Annotated in this window: 17 protein-coding genes, 1 rRNA gene and 1 riboswitch; of the genes, 11 read left to right on the top strand and 7 right to left on the bottom strand. The window is 46.4% G+C overall.

Annotation, left to right across the window (positions count from 1 at the left end; all coding sequences use genetic code 11):
- Positions 1-181 (top strand): 23S ribosomal RNA (locus tag SB752_RS03040); the annotation flags it as partial.
- A gap of 350 nt (positions 182-531) precedes the next feature.
- On the opposite strand, the gene SB752_RS03035 is transcribed toward SB752_RS03040, so the two are convergent.
- The 3 genes from SB752_RS03035 to SB752_RS03025 all read right to left on the bottom strand — a co-directional run bounded on the left by SB752_RS03035 (position 532) and on the right by SB752_RS03025 (position 4496).
- Positions 532-1110: a hypothetical protein gene (locus tag SB752_RS03035; protein WP_410714251.1), complete on the bottom strand. Its 579-nt coding sequence runs from the start codon at positions 1108-1110 to the stop codon at positions 532-534.
- 254 nt (positions 1111-1364) lie between these two features.
- Complete coding sequence (locus SB752_RS03030; RefSeq protein ID WP_410714250.1) at positions 1365-1952, bottom strand: CAP domain-containing protein; 588 nt, start codon at positions 1950-1952, stop codon at positions 1365-1367.
- Between the two features lie 7 nt (positions 1953-1959).
- Positions 1960-2117: riboswitch (cyclic di-AMP (ydaO/yuaA leader) on the bottom strand.
- 123 nt (positions 2118-2240) lie between these two features.
- Positions 2241-4496: a multicopper oxidase family protein gene (locus SB752_RS03025; RefSeq protein WP_410714249.1), complete on the bottom strand. Its 2256-nt coding sequence runs from the start codon at positions 4494-4496 to the stop codon at positions 2241-2243.
- A gap of 182 nt (positions 4497-4678) precedes the next feature.
- Here SB752_RS03025 and SB752_RS03020 point away from each other — a divergent pair, with 182 nt between their 5' ends.
- The 3 genes from SB752_RS03020 (at position 4679) to SB752_RS03010 (ending at position 9149) form a co-directional block, all read left to right on the top strand.
- Positions 4679-6457, top strand: a complete 1779-nt coding sequence (locus tag SB752_RS03020; RefSeq protein ID WP_410714248.1) for an ABC transporter ATP-binding protein — start codon at positions 4679-4681, stop codon at positions 6455-6457.
- Positions 6454-8253, top strand: coding sequence for an ABC transporter ATP-binding protein (locus SB752_RS03015; protein ID WP_410714247.1), 1800 nt, complete (start codon positions 6454-6456; stop codon positions 8251-8253). The genes SB752_RS03020 and SB752_RS03015 overlap by 4 nt, the downstream gene beginning before the upstream one ends.
- A 137-nt stretch (positions 8254-8390) precedes the next feature.
- Complete coding sequence (locus SB752_RS03010; protein ID WP_410714246.1) at positions 8391-9149, top strand: class I SAM-dependent methyltransferase; 759 nt, start codon at positions 8391-8393, stop codon at positions 9147-9149.
- 157 nt (positions 9150-9306) lie between these two features.
- Here SB752_RS03010 and SB752_RS03005 read toward each other — a convergent pair whose 3' ends face one another.
- From SB752_RS03005 to SB752_RS02995, 3 genes are all read right to left on the bottom strand, one after another.
- Complete coding sequence (locus SB752_RS03005) at positions 9307-10449, bottom strand: ABC transporter permease (protein ID WP_410714245.1); 1143 nt, start codon at positions 10447-10449, stop codon at positions 9307-9309.
- Positions 10446-11189 (bottom strand): ABC transporter ATP-binding protein, encoded by a 744-nt coding sequence (locus SB752_RS03000; protein WP_410714244.1) that lies wholly within the window; start codon positions 11187-11189, stop codon positions 10446-10448. Before SB752_RS03000 ends, SB752_RS03005 begins: the two co-directional genes overlap by 4 nt.
- 538 nt (positions 11190-11727) lie before the next feature.
- The gene (locus SB752_RS02995) at positions 11728-12237 is read right to left on the bottom strand and encodes a hypothetical protein (protein WP_410714243.1); all 510 of its coding nucleotides are present in this window, start codon (positions 12235-12237) and stop codon (positions 11728-11730) included.
- A gap of 388 nt (positions 12238-12625) precedes the next feature.
- Between SB752_RS02995 and SB752_RS02990 the strand changes: the two genes are divergently transcribed.
- From SB752_RS02990 to SB752_RS02980, 3 genes are all read left to right on the top strand, one after another.
- Complete coding sequence (locus SB752_RS02990; RefSeq protein WP_410714242.1) at positions 12626-13045, top strand: hypothetical protein; 420 nt, start codon at positions 12626-12628, stop codon at positions 13043-13045.
- A 107-nt stretch (positions 13046-13152) separates the two neighbouring features.
- Entirely contained in the window at positions 13153-13788 is a 636-nt protein-coding gene (locus SB752_RS02985; protein WP_410714241.1) for a SurA N-terminal domain-containing protein, read from the top strand.
- A gap of 129 nt (positions 13789-13917) precedes the next feature.
- Entirely contained in the window at positions 13918-14268 is a 351-nt protein-coding gene (locus tag SB752_RS02980) for a hypothetical protein (RefSeq protein WP_410714240.1), read from the top strand.
- A gap of 77 nt (positions 14269-14345) precedes the next feature.
- Here the strand turns inward: SB752_RS02980 and SB752_RS02975 are convergent, their stop codons facing one another.
- Complete coding sequence (locus SB752_RS02975) at positions 14346-15206, bottom strand: SDR family oxidoreductase (protein WP_410714239.1); 861 nt, start codon at positions 15204-15206, stop codon at positions 14346-14348.
- A gap of 330 nt (positions 15207-15536) precedes the next feature.
- On the opposite strand from SB752_RS02975, the gene coxB reads away from it, so the two are divergent.
- The 4 genes from coxB to SB752_RS02955 are packed head-to-tail and all read left to right on the top strand — an operon-like array spanning position 15537 to position 19413.
- Entirely contained in the window at positions 15537-16556 is a 1020-nt protein-coding gene (gene coxB, locus SB752_RS02970) for a cytochrome c oxidase subunit II (protein ID WP_410714238.1), read from the top strand.
- A gap of 58 nt (positions 16557-16614) precedes the next feature.
- Entirely contained in the window at positions 16615-18465 is a 1851-nt protein-coding gene (gene ctaD, locus SB752_RS02965) for a cytochrome c oxidase subunit I (RefSeq protein ID WP_212965240.1), read from the top strand.
- The gene (locus SB752_RS02960) at positions 18465-19091 is read left to right on the top strand and encodes a cytochrome (ubi)quinol oxidase subunit III (protein ID WP_049741888.1); all 627 of its coding nucleotides are present in this window, start codon (positions 18465-18467) and stop codon (positions 19089-19091) included. The genes ctaD and SB752_RS02960 overlap by 1 nt, the downstream gene beginning before the upstream one ends.
- 4 nt (positions 19092-19095) lie before the next feature.
- Entirely contained in the window at positions 19096-19413 is a 318-nt protein-coding gene (locus SB752_RS02955) for a cytochrome C oxidase subunit IV family protein (RefSeq protein ID WP_103104061.1), read from the top strand.
- Positions 19414-19438 lie beyond the last annotated feature (25 nt).

Raw genomic sequence — 19438 nt, 5'->3', positions numbered from 1 at the left:
GTAGCTATGTGCGGAAGGGATAAGCGCTGAAAGCATCTAAGCGTGAAGCCCCCTCCAAGATGAGACTTCCCACAGCGCAAGCTGGTAAGACCCCTCATAGACGATGAGGTTGATAGGTTCGGTGTGGAAGCGTGGTAACACGTGGAGCTGACGAATACTAATCGGTCGAGGACTTATCCACACACTCTTAGCAAGCATGCGTATTCAGTTTTGAAGGAATGAGCTAGCCATCCGAGCAGGATGGTTTTTTTGTTATTGCGGCTTATTAGCACGGGGGTCTCAGATTGTCTTCCTTCGATCTAGATTGGGAGAAGCCGTTTCCGCATCAGGAGGAGACGATGCTTATTGTACATATATAAAAAAGTTTTAGACTGGGCTTCGTTGAGCTAACGGACAGGATAATGAGTGCACGTAGGGATCAGATTCTTGGCTGATTCTTGAAAAATTTTGGTTAGTGCCACATAAGATAAGCGGATACTTCACACATGAGGTATCCGCCTTTACATCACCTACGTGGACTAAGTTTTTACATTACAATAAACATTTTAAAGCTCTGCTTAAAGCAGTATTCCAAGGTCTTGATTCAATCAATTCAATCCCATTCCGCCTACAGGTATCTGCTATCCAATCTCCATACGAAATACTTATTTCAGCTCTATATTGTTGTAATTCGCCATCTTCTCTTGATAAATAATTCTGCAATATTTGATTTTTGTCTGATTCCTGTACAAATATTGATTTTACCTCCGGGTTATTGAAAGATACTGTAAATTCGGGATAGATAAAATCGCCTTCAATAATGATAGGTAATTTATCTTCAATATGCCTGTTTGCAAGTTCTTTTAATACGGGACCCATTTCTTTGCTTACATCAATCAGCCAGTTTACATTGCCGTCTACTCCAACATCCTTCCAATTTATACCGGAATCATAATAATGAATTGCAGGAAAATGCTCCTTTGTTGTAACTGTTTTTACGGATAGGTGAACATCATCTACTTCCAAGACATTTACACCATAAAATCGAGCAATTTCATAAGCAATACTTGATTTACCTATTCCCGATGCTCCACCAATAAATAAAACGGTCCAGTTTCTATCATCATTCATTTTGCCAACCTCATTTATATACTCATCGATTAATTTATTAAGTTATGTAGTTCAACATTAATTCGATTATTCCCTTTCCTCAAGCCGCTACACGAAGGGCAGGATATAAAATCAATCCTTCAGCAGTACCCTCTGGAACAGTGGTCCACAGCGAAATGATGTTTTTACTGAAATACAGCAAGTATCTGCCTATCCGGGAAAAAACAAGAAAGCCGGGCCCCCGCTAGAGGACTCGGCTTTTATATCCAATATTATTATCCGATGAATTCTTGTACCCAGTATCCATTCACAAAGCCTACACCGATTTTGGTGAAGGAAGGATTCATGATGTTTTGACGGTGTCCTTCACTGTTCATCCATTGGTTCATGACTTCCTCAGCGGTGCGTTGACCCATGGCGATGTTCTCACCCGCGGTCATATAAGATACTCCGAATTGTTTCATCATGTCAAACGGAGAGCCATACGTAGGGCTTGTATGGTCAAAGTAGTTGTTATTGGACATGTCAGCCGCTTTTGCTTGTGCAACTTTGTTCAGGGAAGCATCCAGTTCCACTGGCTTTAGACCTGCTTTTGCTCGCTCTTGGTTTACCAAATCAGTTACTTGCTTCCCTACAGTGGAAGCATCCACTTGTTGGTTAGCTTGTTTTACTGGCTGTTGAACTGGCTGCTGTTGATTCGCTGGTGCTGCGTAAGGTGCTTGCATTTGCGGTTGGACAGGTTGCATATATGGCTGATACCCGTATTGCGGATATGTGGTAGCGGCAGAAGCTGTGTTAGAAAAGCCGGAAAGAACAAATCCCAATCCCAATGTCGCGATTGCAATAGTACCAAGGCGTTTCATATTCACATCGTCTCCTTTTTTGGGCCTACGAGGTTAGTTGACGGATTCGGATTGAGGAAACAACCCTACGCACTTTGGCGATTCACCCCATGCAGATCTCTCATCTGCAAGTAAAAAAGATCCCCCGCACTTCCGTTTGAGAGGAAGTCTCGGCTGTTTTGTTTGGCATGACCTAGAATAACAGAGTTTCACCGGTGAAAGAAACCCATAAAATTTGGTAGGTTTAATAAGGATATCTCTTGTTTTATTGAGAGGGTGGAGACCCACTACAGCTCCTAGCAAGTGTTTTCACTCCGGATGGTTGCGAGTCCCCCGCCCTATCTCAAAAGGCGAGGTAACCCCCTCATACAAAAGATGCATCGTCATTCCCAAAGCAGCATGGTCCTGATTATGACAATGATCCATCCACAGACCTGGATTATCGGCGCGGAATGCGACTTCATACGTTTCACCTGGCGCCACATTGAGTGTGTCCGTCCACCATGGACTGCCTGTTACGACGTTCCCGTTACGGCTGAGAACCAGCATCGTATGTCCATGCAGGTGCATCGGATGATCCATGAAGCTGCGGTTGACAAAGGTCATTTTCACCAGATCTCCTTCCTTGACTACCTGCATCGGTGTTTCTGGGAATACCTTGCCATTGATCGTCCACAAGCCATCCAGACGTCCGTCATAAAATCCAACCTGAAGATCAAACAGCATGAGATATTCGCGATCGTAGCGGGTATTCAGATCAAAAGGTAGCGATTGCGGACTGCCATAGCGTGCAGGGTCAAACAGAGGAAGCTCTGCATTCATGCTTGGCAATTCGCCTGTGCCGTCAGGACTCAGCAATAATCCCTTACCATTTGCTTGTTTGCTCTGCGCAAAGAATACAGGGCGATTCGGCATGGTAAAAGAAACGTCATATCTTCCACCAGCAGCTAATTGCAAGGCTTGGTTGGCAATCAGATTCGGCTCTTTCACATCGTTGCCGTCAATGGCGACTACCTGAAAAGGTGTGCCGAGCAATTGAAAGGTCACGGGAAAGTTATCTGCATTGATGAGACGCAACCGCACTGACGTACCAGGGGAGACAGTATCAAGCATGAGCGTATCACGTCCGGACAACGTGACACCTTCGCCTGTCAGCTTATGGTGAACCAATGTCAAATCGCGTTTGTAGCCGGCTACAGGCTCAGTCTCCGCCGGTTCTACAACGAGTGCGCCAAGAAGTCCCTTCCGTACTTGGACAGAAGCTTGTTGATGAGAGTGGTACCAGAACGTTCCTGTCTGTTTGGCGACAAATCGATATACATGCTTTTCACCAGGCATCACGGCATCCTGTGTAGCTCCGGCAACACCATCCTCTGCGTTTGGTACATTAAGACCATGCCAGTGAATGGTTACGCCATCCGTTATATCCTTATTTTCCAAGGCAACCTCGATGAGCTCACCTTGTTTCATCCGCAGCTCAGGTCCCGGATATTTACCATTGAAGGTCCAAGCCTCGGTTGTTTTTCCTGAGGGGAGCTGAATCGTTGTTTTCTGAGCGGTCAACGTAAACTGTCGATCCGGTTCACCCGTGTGAGGTCCCGTCAAATCGGTGACACTGATCGTTTTGCCAGATGCCGCTGGGGCGGAGTGCTGTTCGTGAGCTGCAGCAGATGCAGAATGATCAACCATTTTTAGCTGATCGGGCAATAGGCTCGCGAGCAATTCCTGATGTCCCCAAAAGTAAGCACCTGTTCCCAACAGAAGAAGAATCGAAACAGTGCGTAAAAAACGCAGTACGGCATGTGGTCGACGCAGCTCACCAGGACGGGAAGCGCGGTGCTGCCGCCATGAGTGTAAAATCCACAGGAGGGAGACGCCTGTAACAAAAGCGCCCCACGCAATGGCCAGCTTATCGATCTCCAGCGTAACAGCAGGAAACATGAATTGAAGAATAAGGGCAATCAAAGCTCCCAGTGAAGCCGCCTGTAGAGGTACGATCATTTCAGGGGCAGAGGCATTACTTCTCCATGCAGCATCAACTACATCTGCCGGCAGTGGTGCGCTTTTGCCAACTGGTGCTTCCAAAGTAGTTGCTGTTTCACGAAAAACATCTTCCTCCGTTGTCGGGAGATTTTCTACAGCTTCGTGCAGTAGGGGTTCATCCCATGCTTTGGCGGAGGCTGCATCGAAAGTAAGTGGGGTAGAAGCAGCCTTTTGCTTCTCTTTGCGAATATGTCCCATCGCCAAACGAGATAGTCGCGGAACCGAAATCAACAGACTGGTAGTCATTGGCAGCAGAAGCAGCGGCAAAAATCCGATCACCTTGTCTTTTATGTACAACCAGCCGAAGGAATGAAAAAGAGACCACGTAACAAACACTTGCAAGGCAAACAACAGTAGTGCCAGAACAAAGAAAAACAGCGTCCACCCGGCACTTTTTTTCAACGAACGGGTAGTTTGGGCATAAACAAGCCCCTTGGCTTTACAAGCTGGAAGGAGCGTAGCGAGCAATAAGAGCACAAAGAGTCCTTGATGGACCCCGGCGAGTGTTTCAAATTCTGACATGAACAGTTCCTCCCGATTTATGAGTACGTTTTTTATGATATAGAGGAATGGCCGATGCCCAAACGTACCCGCGCAGTATTTTCCCTCCGTCTCAGGTCTGAACCTGTAGGTGCCCGTGCTGAATGGCTGCGGTCGTACGTATACATCAAAAGATCAAACCTACAGCTGGGGGGAGCGTTCTTTTGGATACGTTTAAACGGTTAAAGGATTACTACTGGCCCTATAAACGATTATTTCTGGTGTCGATCCTTTCCTTGTTTGTTGTGACGAGTGTGACGGTTATTTATCCCCTTGTTTTGAAGTACACGATCGATGATGTTTTTGGACAGGGGCAGTACGGGCAGGTTCCTTATATAGCTATCGGATTTATTGTGCTGATGGGGATAAAGGGAATCGCTGTCTACTACCATCAGTACTATGGTGATTTGTTTGGAGTCTCTACCGTTTATGAGCTTCGTAACGAGCTGTACACCAAGCTGCAATTCTTGCCTTTTCGTTATTATGACAGTGCAAAAACCGGTGACCTGATGTCCCGGCTCGCTGGTGATGTCGAGGTTTTTCGATTTTTTCTGTCGTTCGGCTTGGCGCAGTGCCTGAATTTTTTGCTGCTCATCGGATTTGGCTTTGCCATCATGCTATATTTGCATCCATCGCTAGCCTTGGTCACATTAATTGCGATGCCCTTTGTTGCGATTACCGCCTACCGTTTTGATAAGAAAGTTCACGTGGCCTTCAAGGAAATACGGGAGGCTTTTTCCGCTTTAACGACCAAGGTCCAGGAAAATATTAGCGGAATCGGCACCGTCAAGGCACTGTCCCAGGAAAGCTTTGAGATCACAAACTTTACGGGCAAAAATCAAAGTTATAAGGATAATCACATTTCTACAGCGAAAATTTGGAGTGCCTTTTTTCCAATCATGGAGCTGATCGGCAATATTTGTGTCATTGCACTCTTGGCGTACGGCGGTTGGCTCGTCATTCATGATCAGATGAAGCTGGGTGAGCTGGTTGCCTTTTTTAGTCTGGTCTGGTTTATCATTGGTCCGTTGATGCAGCTCGGTTTTATACTCAATTCGTACTCCCAGTCGAAGGCAGCAGGAGAAAGATTGCTACAGGTCCTGGATGAACCGGACCATGCTCCAGTTGCAATAGAGGCGGAGATGTCCAATCGAAAAGTCTTGCGTGGACACGTGTCGTTCATCGAGGTGAGCCTGGCCTACAACGAGAAGAACGAAAAGGCATTACATACGATTAGCTTTGATGCACCGCCTGGAAAGGTCATTGGGTTCATCGGCGCGACAGGTGCGGGAAAAACCTCAATCACGCAGCTGATCTCACGCTTTTATACTCCGACAGCAGGTACGATTCTTATAGACGGCAAGGACATCGCAGACTACGAGCATCATGAACTGCGAAAAAATATCGGAGTCGTTTTTCAAGAGTCCTTTCTGTTTTCCTGCTCGATTTACGACAATATTGCGTACGGAAATCCTCAAGCGTCGCTCGAAGAGGTAATCATCGCTGCCAAGTATGCGCAGGCACATGATTTTATTAAAGAGCTACCGGATGGGTATGACACACTTTTAGGAGAGAGAGGGCTTGGCTTGTCAGGGGGGCAAAAGCAGCGGATTGCGATTGCTCGCGCTTTTTTAACCAAGCCGAGCATTCTGATTTTAGACGATGCGACGAGCGCAGTTGATATGGAGACGGAGTTCCGGATTCAACAGGCATTGCGCGAGGTGATGGTGGGGCGCACGACCTTTATTATTGCGCATCGGATATCTTCCTTGAAGCATGCGGACGAAATCGTCGTCTTAGACCGCGGTCATGTGCTGGAAGGGGGCACCCATGAACAGCTGCTTGCTCTGCCTGAGGGAAGCTATCGGCGAATCTATGAAATCCAGCACAAGGATCATCTCACAGCCATTCATGAGCGGACGGGGGAGTGGAGCAGGACATGACGAATAGGCAAGGGCAGGAGAGGTTTCAGTATTCGATCGACAATGTCATCGACAAGCCTTATAACTGGTCTCAGGTGGCGAGACTCGCTGGATATATGAAGCCGTACTTAAACAAGTGGCTCCCTTTTGCCGTCTTGTCGCTGGTTGCGGTGACGATCGTTCGGCTTGGCGTTCCTTTTTTGATGAGCATAGCGATTGACGAGGCGATACAGAAAAAGGACTGGGGCTATCTGGTGAGCTTGACTGGCATCATTTTGGGGCTGTATTTGCTCGGGTGGTTTGAAAGTGCCCTGCGTATTCGCTGGACAAATCAGCTAGGTCATTCGATTATATTCGATCTTCGCCAGCAATTGTTTACGCATATTCAAAGGCTGTCGCACCGCTTTTTTGATGGCCGCTCAGCGGGCTCTATCATCGTACGGGTTACAAACGATATCAATTCCTTGCAGGATCTGTTTACAAATGGCGTTGTCAACATTTTTATCGATATCACCATTCTGATTGGGATCGTCGTGATGTTGTTCGTCCTCAGTCCGACGCTTACACTAGGGATCATGATTGTTCTTCCCTTGATGTTTTTGATATCGATCAAGCTGCGAAAGAAAATTCGGCTTTCCTGGCAAAAGGTCAGGCTCAAGCAATCGAGCATTAATTCACATCTGAATGAGAGCATCCAGGGAATTCGGGTGACACAGTCGTTTACACAGGAGCAGGAGAACATCGCTTTTTTCAAGCGAATGAATCAGGATAACTACGAGGCGTGGAGAGTCGCTACACAGAGAAGCGCTACCTTTCGACCAGTGGTAGACATGGCGGGTGCGATCGGCACGGCAATTCTGATCGGACTGGGAGCTGTATTGATTCAAGCGGATGATATTTCAGTGGGTGTATTTGTCGCATTTGCTTATTATCTAGGTAACTTTTGGGAGCCAATCTCGCGCCTCGGTCAAGTATACAACCAGCTGCTGATGGCGATGGCCTCCTCAGAGCGAATCTTTGAATTTCTGGACGAAAAGCCTTCTGTACCCGAGAAAAAAGGGGCAATCGAGTTGGGCGTCATCCGGGGCGAGATCGAGCTGGTTGACGTATCCTTTACCTACGATGGCAAAAGAGACGTGCTGCATGATATCAGCTTGCACATTCGAGCGGGCGAGACGGTTGCCTTTGTCGGGCATACTGGCTCTGGGAAGACATCCATCGTGAATCTGATTTGCCGTTTTTACGACCCGACCAGTGGCTGTATTCGGATAGATGGGGCCGATCTTCGGGAGGTTCAGCTGGATACGCTTCGCTCGCAGGTCAGTATTGTGCTTCAGGATACGTTCATTTTTTCGGGAACGATTATGGAGAATATTCGCTTTGGTCGTCCAGGGACAACTGATGAGGAAGTGATGCACGCGGCAAAAGAAATTGGGGCTGACCTCTTTATTCGCAGGCTCCCAAAAGGTTATGATACAGAGGTGGAAGAACGTGGGAATGTGCTTTCGCAGGGGGAGAGGCAGCTGCTTTCCTTTGCCCGTGCGCTGCTCGCCGACCCGCGAATTCTGATTTTGGATGAAGCAACAGCAAGTATTGATACAGAGACCGAGGTCAGGGTGCAGCGAGCGCTAAATCGGCTGCTGCTGGGGAGAACAGCCATCGTGATTGCCCATCGACTGTCTACAATACGCGAAGTAAGCAAAATAGTAGTGCTTGATCACGGCAGAGTGATTGAGCAAGGAGATCACGGGCAGCTTATGAATAAAAAAGGTGCTTATTACAACCTTGTCAGTTCTTCATTTCGTGTAATGGAATAAGATTGGAGTGAAAAAGAGCATGTACTACCTATTTGTAGAAACATAACAACGCCGGCCGCGTTCGCGTGCTCCACCGCTTTTCCTTTTTAACAAAAAGAGAGGAAAAGAACGATTGGGAAAACGGAGGAGAAGAAAAGATGCAAGAAAAGGACTGGATGAGTGTATTTCAAGAGGAAATCAATGTCCCGTTTGAGGGCTGGAACTTTTCGCGACTAACTGAAACAGGCAGAATGCAGGAAGCTCCACTAAGCTGGAATTATGCGAGCGTGGTGCGGCAAAGAATGAGAGGAATCCAATCACTTCTGGACATGGGTACCGGGGGAGGGGAGCTGCTAAGCAAACTGCAGCCGCTGCCCAATAAGACCTTTGCTACGGAAGGCTATTTGCCCAACGTAGAAGTCGCCAGGGCAAATCTGGAGCCACTGGGTGTTCATGTTATTTCTTTAGATGGAGACGACGAGCTGCCACTTCCAAACCAATCGCTGGACTTGATCATCAATCGCCATGAGTACTATTTACCGTCGGAGGTCTATCGTCTGCTGAAGCCAGAGGGCATTTTTATCACGCAGCAGGTAGGAGGCAAAGACAATCATAAGCTGAATCACCTACTAGATGCACCGGTCCCGACGGACTACCTTCACTGGGATTTGGCTTTCGCCACTAATCAATTGAAAGAGGCGGGCTTCAGCATTTTAGAGCAAAAAGAGGAAGAAGCCTTTACACGTTTTTACGATGTAGGATCGATTATTTACTATTTGAAAGCGATCGAGTGGCAAATTCACGACTTTACCATTGAGCGCTATGCAGACCAGCTTGTTTCGCTTCATTATGAGCTGCAAACTGCCGGATACGTCGATATTCCGACCCATCGATTTATCATCGTGGCACAGACCTAATCGAGAACTGTAAAAAAGTGATTCCCAATTGTCAATAAGACAGTGTGGGAGGAGATAGCTCTTCCCGTTAGCTGCATGTAAGCATCGGGAAGAGCTTTTTTATAGGGCAACTGCGGCTTCACCAAAGGTATGGCGTAGCCAACTGCTCTACCATTTCTTAAAACAACAGGATAATCAGCAGGCTCATAATGCCTTGGGTGGTCAGCAGAACGCGGCGTATCCAAGTAAAAGCATGCTTGTGCTGCTGGTCATTGATCGGAAGTAGTGAATACATGTTACGCTTTTTATGATGGCTGGACAGACCCTTTAACTGGATGGCCGACTTGAGGAGAAAGAGCAGGCCGATAATCAGCTTGGCGTACAGATTGGGCAGCACCAAAATCAGAAACGTACTGAGCAGAATCAGTCTGAAGTACAAACCAGCATAGCCACCTGAACGAATAAACGTCCGCAAGACGAGCAGCTTTGCCGCATTCGCCTGTCCGTAGGAGACAAGCCGGGTGATCGGGACAAGCCATGGGCGAGGCTTCACCTCATTTTGCAGCCACGGAACGTCCTTAAACTGGTTGACGATCCGATAAAATCTGCTGCGTAAGCTCTTTTCTACATCCAGCAGACGGTACCATTGGAGAGAATGCTTCTTTTTGATCGCTTGCAGCTGAGCGTGAAACCAGATCACGATCCCGATGCATACAATACCCGCATAGGGAATGCCCTGATAGGTGAGGAGTCTGCCTTCTCCGAATACCCAGGCGAGCACAAAAAACGTAAAGGCAAAGCGGGCAAGAGCGTATTGCGATTCTCTTTTTTTATCCGGGAGCCGGAGGCAAATCCAGCTGCTGTATATATTCCAGCCCTTTAGAAGAAAAGGGACGCACCAGTAAAACCACAGCTGTCCACTTGTGCCGCTTAAGCCCAGCTCATATACCGGAGAGAACAGAAGCAGGACGAGGAACAGTCCAATGCTCTGAACAAAAAAGTTGTAACGTTGTGTCTTTTGAAAATAACTTCTCATTTTTGTTTCCACAGGAGTTAAAAAGAGCAAATCAGCTTCTAGCAAAAACGTGCGGTGTCTGCTTTGTGTGACGACTATAGCAATCACAAAAGCAAGAAAATAGGGAACCGGAAACCATATGGGAATCAGATCGACCAAGCTGCGATAATAGAGGGAAAGAAGGCCCATCATAAAGAGCATGACAAACAGCAGACCACCGTTGGCAATGTACGGTGAATAGCGGACAATCTCTTCGAAAAAACGTTTTTGTCGCTCTCGAAATAGCGCATCAACATCGACGTTCATTCGTTATCATCCTCTACTATATGTAAATAAATATCATCCAAAGAGTGGTGAGATAATCCGGTGATGTCTCGCAGCTCTTCCAGAGTGCCCTGCGCGCGAATTTCCCCTTTGTGCATGATAATAAAACGATCACAATACTTTTCGGCGGTCGCAAGAATATGGGTGGACATCAATATGCCAGCGCCCTGCTCCTTGCACTGATTCAACCACGATAAAAGCGAACGGATACCGAGCGGATCTAGCCCCAAAATAGGCTCGTCGACGATGTAGAGCTTCGGCTGTACTAATAGCGCCATCATGATCATCAGCTTTTGGCGCATCCCTTTTGAAAATTGCTGTGGGAATCGATCCTTCATTTTTTCCATTCGGAACTCTTTTAACAAAGCAGCAGCTCGTTCAACAAAAACGTCGCGTTCCAGACCGTGACTCATAGCCGCAAGCTCAATATGCTCCCACAAAGTCAGCTCCTCATAATAAATCGGGGACTCAGGAATATATCCGTACGAGATGCGATATGTATCCGGGGCTGATTGAAACGACTTGCCTTCTATGGTGATGACGCCCTTGGTCGGCGCAAGCAATCCTAAGATGTGTTTGATGGTAGTACTTTTTCCTGCTCCATTTAAACCGATGAGTGCCACGATCTCTTTTGGCTGGATGTGAAAAGAAACATCCTTGATCACGGAGTGTCTGGCAGAGTACCCACCGGTTACTCCTTGAACGTCTAACAGGTTTGGCATAATTTTCTCCTTTCTGGTCTGCGAAACATGCAGTCAGGCAGTACCTTCTATTGTACCCATTATTGAATGAGAAATAAAATAGGGCACCCTTTTTTCAAAGCGTGCCTGTAGATTCCTTACTTCAATGTATTCACCATACTTTTTACAGGGTTTCGCATCATATCATAATGAAGAAAAACCAGGTCTTCTTGATCATGTATATAGTCACTTGCATGTTTTTGGGTATTTTCCGAAGTTGGCTGTAGCACATTAGTTGGTAAGCTGTCCATTTGGGAATGAGTCGAAGCAGCTGGCTTTACAAGCCAAAATATCAGTACTCCGCTAATGGTGCATATCAAAAGGGAAAGGATCACACGGCTGCCCTCCTTCCGTATTTTTATCCTTCTTGATACGGGAGTGCGCATAGAAAAATTGGCTCTACCAAGTTCTGGCAGAGCCCTTATTGCTTCTGAGACAGCAATGAACAAAGTATTCGAAATTCTTTCCGAGAAATGGGCCTTAATGGCACTTTAATAGGGCCACTTTATTTGCTGGCAACTTAACGTCTCGAATTTCTGCCGTTTTTGTTTCTTTTGCTTTCGTTGTTGTTGTTGTTGTTTTGTTCATTATTGTTTTTGGTACTGTAGCTGATGTTGCGAATATGGAAGGGGAGCAGCTTGATGAGCTCGTTTCCTACAATCATAGTAACTTCAGAATCTGTAGCGTCAACGATTACGCCTTCAATTTTTTCTGGACCACCACGATTAATTTGAACCGAGTAGTACTGCATGCTTTGGAGCAGAGAGGTAAAATTGTCTGCATCAATGTAGAGGAGAGCGGGCTTTTGAGAGGTGGTTTCAGGATCTTCGTAATAGTCATTTGTTTCACGAGTATCCATAGTTAAGCTTTTGACATGATCGTTTTTGTAGTAGATCATGCCTTCGTTTTCAATGTGAACGACGAAGTGATCATCCTTTACGTCTATCAGCTTACCGATTCTAGATTCATGTCCGCCTCTATCAATGCGGACTGATCTGCCGATAAACGAGTCCATACTAGTTTTTTCCATTAGAAAGATCCCTACCTTTTTCTTGTTTTTTTGCATGATTCAAACCTAATCGTAATACCAGATCGTTTTGAACTGCATTTGTTCGATTGTTCGTGTTTTGTTTTACACGAAAGATAGAGTCACCTCCCGTAACTTGCTAATCCAATGTATGTCTTTCTTTCAGACAAGGTATAAGCAGATGACATGTACTAATTGTCCATTTTTAAGCGGAATGAACCTAAGCTGGGGAAATAGCCTGATTGGACGATTTCGTTAAGTATATATAGAAAAAACACGACGGATATTGCCCGTTTTTATCAGGGGATAGGACAAAGAGGGATATCAGTACAAGCAATGGATTCCTCCTTTACATAAACAAGAAGTAAGAAGAACGGAGGAGGTGAAACCCATGTCGTCGGAGCAAAATGACAGAGCAAAAGAGTTAGACAAACAATTACAGGGTATCTATCAGCGATTAGACAAATTCGAGGAACGTATAGATCAGCTTGAGGGACAAATGATCGTAGCTACCAAATGGCTAGAGCGGATTGAGCATCGATTAGAGCGGATGGAAGAAGTACGTGCAGATTTATTACAGGCGATAACCAAATTGCAGACAGAGTTAGAGTTCAAGTCAGAGCATACAGATCAAGAAAAAGAGATTATTAAGCAGCTATTGAACAAGGACAAATCGTACCAGGAAAATTTTGCACAATTGCTTGAGGGAGAAAAAAGCAGAAAACAAGAGCGGTTTTTACAAATATGGGCGATATTGGGACCCGTTCTTGCCTCCGTTCTTACTTCTTTTTTTACGAGATTCTTTGTCTAGAGAATAATTCCGTCATAATTGTGGAAAAGATGTGTAAAGCGATTCCATCTTTCTACCGCAACTCCTGTCTATACTTGGGGCAGATCATTGAAAGAGAGGCTAACCTAGTGAAGAAGTTCGATGTTTCTATACTCTCGGCTGCCATCCTGTTGACAGGACTTGCTGTATTGGGAGTTTACCAGGCAGGAGAGAAGGACAAAGACCCCGCTTTAGTAAAAGCAGGCGATACCTCGATTACTCAATATCAGCTATATGATGAAATGAAAAGTATGTACGGAAAACAGATGATCCAGGAGCTTGTTGCCCAGGCTTTAATCAAGCAGGAAGCCAAGCTGCAAAATATAACGGTAACACCAGAAGAGATGGATAAAGAAATTGATTCCATTAAACAACAGATCGGCTCAGAGCAAGCCTTTCAGGATTACTTGAAAAACATGGGGATGAATGAACAAAAGCTGCGTGAAAAGCTAAGTATTCTTTTGACCCGTGATAAATTGTTGGACAAGGCATTCCCGGTCACTGAGGAGCAAATCAAGCAATATTACGAAGAAAATAAAGCGAGTATGGGCTCGCCTGCTCCTGAATTGGACAAAGTGAAGGAGCAGATAAAAGCAGCTCTCGTCGATCGTAATCGGGGAGAAAATTACAACCAATGGCTAAATTCCATTCAGGCTAATCATAAAGTCGAATGGCTGGACCCAGCATTTGAGGACAAAGCCACAAAGGCGCCAGCGCAAGGCTAGATGCACAAACAAAAACCACCTGAGGGTGGTTTTTTTGCGGTACACGAGCAACCCGGCACTGTCAAAAGGCATGGTGTAGTCAAACAAGGGCATACTGAGACCACCCCCAAATAAAGGAGACAATGGAACGTGGACGGTCTATTGGTAAAGCTGCTTGTAAGTCCAGTGTTAGTCGTTGTAGCAGATGCACTTTTTCAAGAAGTGAACTATGCTAATCTGTATCAGTCTGTCGGTGTAGGCTTTATTCTGGCGTTGGCGGGTACTTTTCTGGAGTGGGCCATTCTTGCGCCAGGGAGCTTGTGGATGACGACAGCTATTGATTTTATTATCGGCTTTCTCATTGTATATGGAAGTATTGTTGTTTTGCCGACCGCTCAAATTACCACGATGGGTGCAGGCTTTGTTGCCATATTTTTTGGGGTGAGCGAGTATTTGCAGCATACGTGGTTGCTTCGCACAGGCAGAACCGTAAAAGAATAACAAGATCACCTAGGACAAAAGGGTGTCTACCGAAGGCGAGAAGCAGCTTTCGGTAGACACCCTATTTCTTTTCTTCTTTAGTCTGAATCAGGGCCAGGAGAAATTCCTTTGGCCCTCACAAAAAATTCGATCCATTTCCACGGAAGCAGGTTTTTAGCGAGTAGGGTAAAGCTAACTCCACGTCCCACTGGATAACGCAGTCGTGGCTTTGGTGTGGTAGCGGCACGAACAATAAGAGAAACCACCTCCGCTGGATCGGGCGCCTGCTGCTTGATTTTCTTGACGTAAGAAATCATCTGGTTGGCTTGCGCAGCGTAAGGGGAAAGAGGATTAACTGTCGTTTCCCGAATCCCTTTATCCCATATGGATGTTCGGTAGGAGCCAGGTTCAATCAGCACGACATGGACGTTATAGGGGAGCATTTCCAGGAGAAGTGATTCACTGAAGCCCTCAATTGCATGCTTGGAAGCCGCATAGGGAGCGAGTCCGGGAAAACCGAAGCGCCCGCTGATACTGCTCAGGTTGATGATGGTACCGTTTTGTCTCTCTCTCATGTAGGGGAGGACTGCTCTAGTAACATCGATAACGCCGAACACGTTGACATCAAACTGTTTGCGCCACTGCTCGGCGGAGAGCTCTTCTACAAATCCACCACAAGCATAACCCGCATTGTTGACCAACAGATCAATTTGGTGGTGGGTAGCAATGATGGTAGATACTGCTGATGCAATTTGCTCTTCGGAAGTGACGTCCAAAGGAATGACTTCGATAAAATCTGATACATTTTTTGTCATTGCAAGGTTGTCAAGGGGGTCACGCAGATCTGGGTTGCGCATGGAGGAAATTACCATGTAACCTGCCTCTGCTAAAGCCACCGAAGTGAGCATTCCAAAGCCGCTAGAGGCACCTGTGACCATTGCTACAGGCCTTTTTCGCATGTTTTTCTCCTTAATGATTCCTGTTTTGGTCGCATTTCTCAGGAAAATTCACAAATTTGTTCATAAATTTGTTAACAAAATGATAACAAATAGACTTTAGATTAAGGAAAATTTATGTATACTTAATATGGTTACCACGCAAGGGCAGAAGTGTATACCTATTCCTATTCTATTTGTTTTTGGAATGACTGCTAATACTTTTCCTGATTGGGTATTATAGTTGGGGAAAGTAAAAGATAGCCATTCACAGGTATCATGAAAGGGTATACAACTTCTAGTTGCTAGCGTGGCTAGAACGTTACCAACACGAAGAAAGAGGGGTTCATTGGTATGAAGGGTTGGCAACAGTTTTGGCGTCAGCTTTCTCTGTTTGGTTTGCTGGCACTTGTCTTAACCGGTTGTGGCAAAGATGAGCTCTCCGCGCTCAAGCCTTCGGGTCCGGTTGCAGCAATGCAGTATGACTTGATGAAGCTGTCCTCCGCAATCATGATCGGTGTCTTTGTTGTCGTAATGCTGATCTTTACGTACGTCCTTATCCGTTACCGTAAGCGTCCAGGACAACAAGGTATTCCCAAACAGGTAGAAGGCAATCATGCACTTGAAATTCTTTGGACTGTAATTCCTTTCCTGCTCCTGATTATCATGGCAATTCCAACCGTTACGACTGGTTTTGCACTTGGTAAGGTGTACTCAAAAGAGGAAGCCGTACAAGTTACGGTTACTGCTCACCAATTCTGGTGGGAATTTGAGTATCCAGAGCTAGGCGTTTCCACTGCACAAGACCTCGTACTCCCAGTTGGCAAAAAGGTTCAATTTAATGTGACCTCTGCTGACGTAATGCACGCATTCTGGATTCCTGCACTGGGCGGTAAAATCGACACGAACCCAGGACAAGAAAACAAAATTTGGCTGCAAGCAGACAAAGCTGGCATTTACTATGGAAAATGCGCGGAGCTCTGTGGAGCGTCCCACGCCTTGATGGACTTCAAGGTAGAAGTAATGGAGCAAGCTGATTTTGACAAGTGGGCAGCTGGTATGAAGGGCGTTCAGTCCGCAGAACCAGTAGCCGCTACTGCTGCTAGTGCAGCACAAGGTCAAGAAATCTTCAATAAGAGCTGTCTGGGCTGTCATGCGATTGCCGGTAAAGGCGGCAAAATGGGTCCTAACTTGACTAACTTTGCAGATCGTGAGCGTGTAGCAGGTATTCTTGCACATACTCCTGAAAATATTGCTGAGTGGCTGAAGGATCCTCAAAAGGTGAAGCCGGGCAATAACATGCCTAACCTGAACCTCGATGATGCTCAAGTGAAAGCGCTGGTTGACTACATGTCTACCCTCAGCGTGAAGTAACTACTACGCAAGTGTTTAGAATCGTCATAGGCAGTGACGCTTAAAAGGAGGTAAACCTGTGTCTGCACATGCTTCTCACGCACCCGCACCAAATCGCTCAGGGCTGTGGGATTGGCTCACGACAGTGGACCATAAGAAGATCGCGATCCTGTACTTGATTGCTGGCGGTATTTTCTTCCTGGCTGGTGGCTTCGAAGCCATGCTGATCCGTTTGCAATTGATGTACCCAGAGTCTTCTGTAATTGGTGCCAAAACGTTTAACGAAATGATCACCATGCACGGTACAACAATGATTTTCTTGGCAGCGATGCCTGTCATCTTTGCTCTGATGAACGCTGTTGTTCCGCTCCAAATCGGTGCACGCGACGTAGCATTCCCGTTTGTTAACTCACTCGGATTCTGGCTCTTTTTCTTCGGTGGAGTGCTGCTGAATACTAGCTGGTTCTTGGGCGGAGCGCCTGATGCTGGTTGGACGTCGTACACGACTTTGGCTTTGAATCAATATAGCGGCCACGGCGTAGATTTCTACGTACTTGGTCTGCAAATTGCGGGTATCGGTACGCTGATTGGTGGTATTAACTTCCTGGTTACCATCATCAACATGCGTGCTCCAGGTATGACATTTATGCGTATGCCAATGTTTACTTGGTCCGCGTTTATCACGTCAGGTTTGATCCTGTTCGCATTCCCGGCGATCACCGTCGGTCTGGTTCTGTTGATGTTTGACCGTCTGTTTGGCGGTAACTTCTTCAACCCAGATGCGGGTGGTAACGTTGTCATTTGGGAGCACTTGTTCTGGATCTTCGGTCACCCCGAAGTATATATCCTGATTCTCCCAGCTTTCGGTGTTATTTCTGAAATCGTTTCTACATTTGCCAGAAAGCGTCTGTTCGGTTACAGCTCCATGGTATTCGCTACTGCGCTGATCGGCTTCCTCGGCTTCATGGTGTGGGCTCACCATATGTTCACAACAGGTCTGGGTGCCATTGCAAATACGCTTTTCGGTCTGGCGACCATGTTGATTGCGGTACCTACAGGTATCAAGATCTTTAACTGGCTCTTGACCATGTGGGGCGGTCAAATCCGTTTCACAACAGCAAATCTGTTCGCTGTAGGATTCATTCCTACATTTACGATTGGTGGTATGACAGGGGTTATGCTCGCGATTCCAGCGGCTGACTACCAATACCATGACAGCTACTTCGTAGTCGCTCACTTCCACTACGTAATCGTTGGTGGTCTTGTATTCGGTCTCTTCGCAGGTTTGTACTACTGGTGGCCGAAAATGTTCGGTAAAATGCTGAATGAAACACTCGGGAAATGGAACTTCTGGACGTTCTTTATCGGCTTCCATTTGACCTTCTTCCCGCAGCACTTCCTGGGTCTGATGGGGATGCCACGCCGCGTCTTCACTTATCTCAAGGATCAAGACCTGGATGTTGGTAACTTTATTAGTACGATCGGTGCATTTGGAATGACGATTGGTACCATCCTGTTCCTCGTGAACTGTGTCGTAGCAGCGAAGAGCTCCAAACGTGCTCCTGCTGACCCGTGGGATGGACGTACACTGGAATGGTCGATTCCTTCACCTCCTCCAGAGTACAACTTTGCACAAACTCCGCTCGTTCGTGGTTTGGATGCATTGTGGATCGAAAAAATGGCTGGCAACAAAGGCATGACTCCTGCAGAACCGCTTGGTGACATTCACATGCCATCGCCATCGTTCCTGCCATTCCTGATGTCTCTCGGCCTGTTCATCGCAGGTTACGGTTTCATGTACCACGTCTACGTGGTCGTCGCAATCGGAATGCTCATTACATTCGCTTGTATGTTTGCTCGTTCGATAAAAGACGATCCGGGTTATCATATTCATGAGGACGAAATCGAGGAGAAAGGGGTAAAGGCTTAATGGCTACACATCATGCAAATGCAGTATTGCCTGACGAACCGGAAAAAGCCACCCTTGAAGGCAAGAATAAAGTTCTTGGCTTCTGGCTCTTCCTTGGTGGGGAGACTGTTCTTTTCGGTTCCTTGTTTGCAACATTTATCGCACTTCGTGATCAAGCAAATGGCGGACCTACGTCCCAACAATTGTTTGACATGCCGCTTGTTGCTGCTGCAACACTCATCCTGCTTACCAGCTCGATGACAAGCGTTATGGCTACACTTGCTCTGCACAAGAAAGACCTGAAAAAGATTCAACTCTGGTTGACCATCACTGTATTGCTCGGTCTGGGCTTCCTTGCACTGGAGATTTACGAGTTCGTACACTATGTGCACGAAGGACATAAGATATCGTCAAGTGCATTCGGTTCTGCCTTCTATACATTAGTTGGCTTCCACGGAGGTCACGTGGCCTTCGGGATTATCTGGATCATCCTTTTGCAGGTTTCTGCAGTGAAAAAAGGCCTGACGGTAGTAACTGCTCCGAAGTTCTATCTGGCCAGCCTGTACTGGCACTTTATTGACGTAGTATGGGTATTCATCTTTACCGTGGTATATCTCATGGGTATGATCGGTGGAAAGGTGGGATAAATCTATGGGAGCACATGCTCATAATGAAGAGGTACGCAAGCCTAAAGTGAAACACGAAGGACCAAAGAGACACTTAGTTGCTTTTATTGGATCTCTCGTCTTGACTGCGCTGGCGTTTATCGCAGTAGCATTTGAAGTGATTCCGGCAGGATTTACCGTACCATTCATCGTTATCTTGGCTTTTGTTCAAGCGTTCTTTCAGCTATTTGTTTGGATGCACATGGATCAAAAAGGCCATGAGTTTGCACGGATCAGCATCTTTGCGGGATTGTTTGTAATCCTGCTGGCGGTTATCGTTTTCGTTTACTGGGTTTGGATCTAAAGAAGAAGGGACAGACATTGCGTCT

Source organism: Brevibacillus sp. SIMBA_040 (genome assembly GCF_046535075.1).
GTDB lineage: Bacteria > Bacillota > Bacilli > Brevibacillales > Brevibacillaceae > Brevibacillus.
This window is presented reverse-complemented; position numbering and strand designations above follow the sequence as displayed.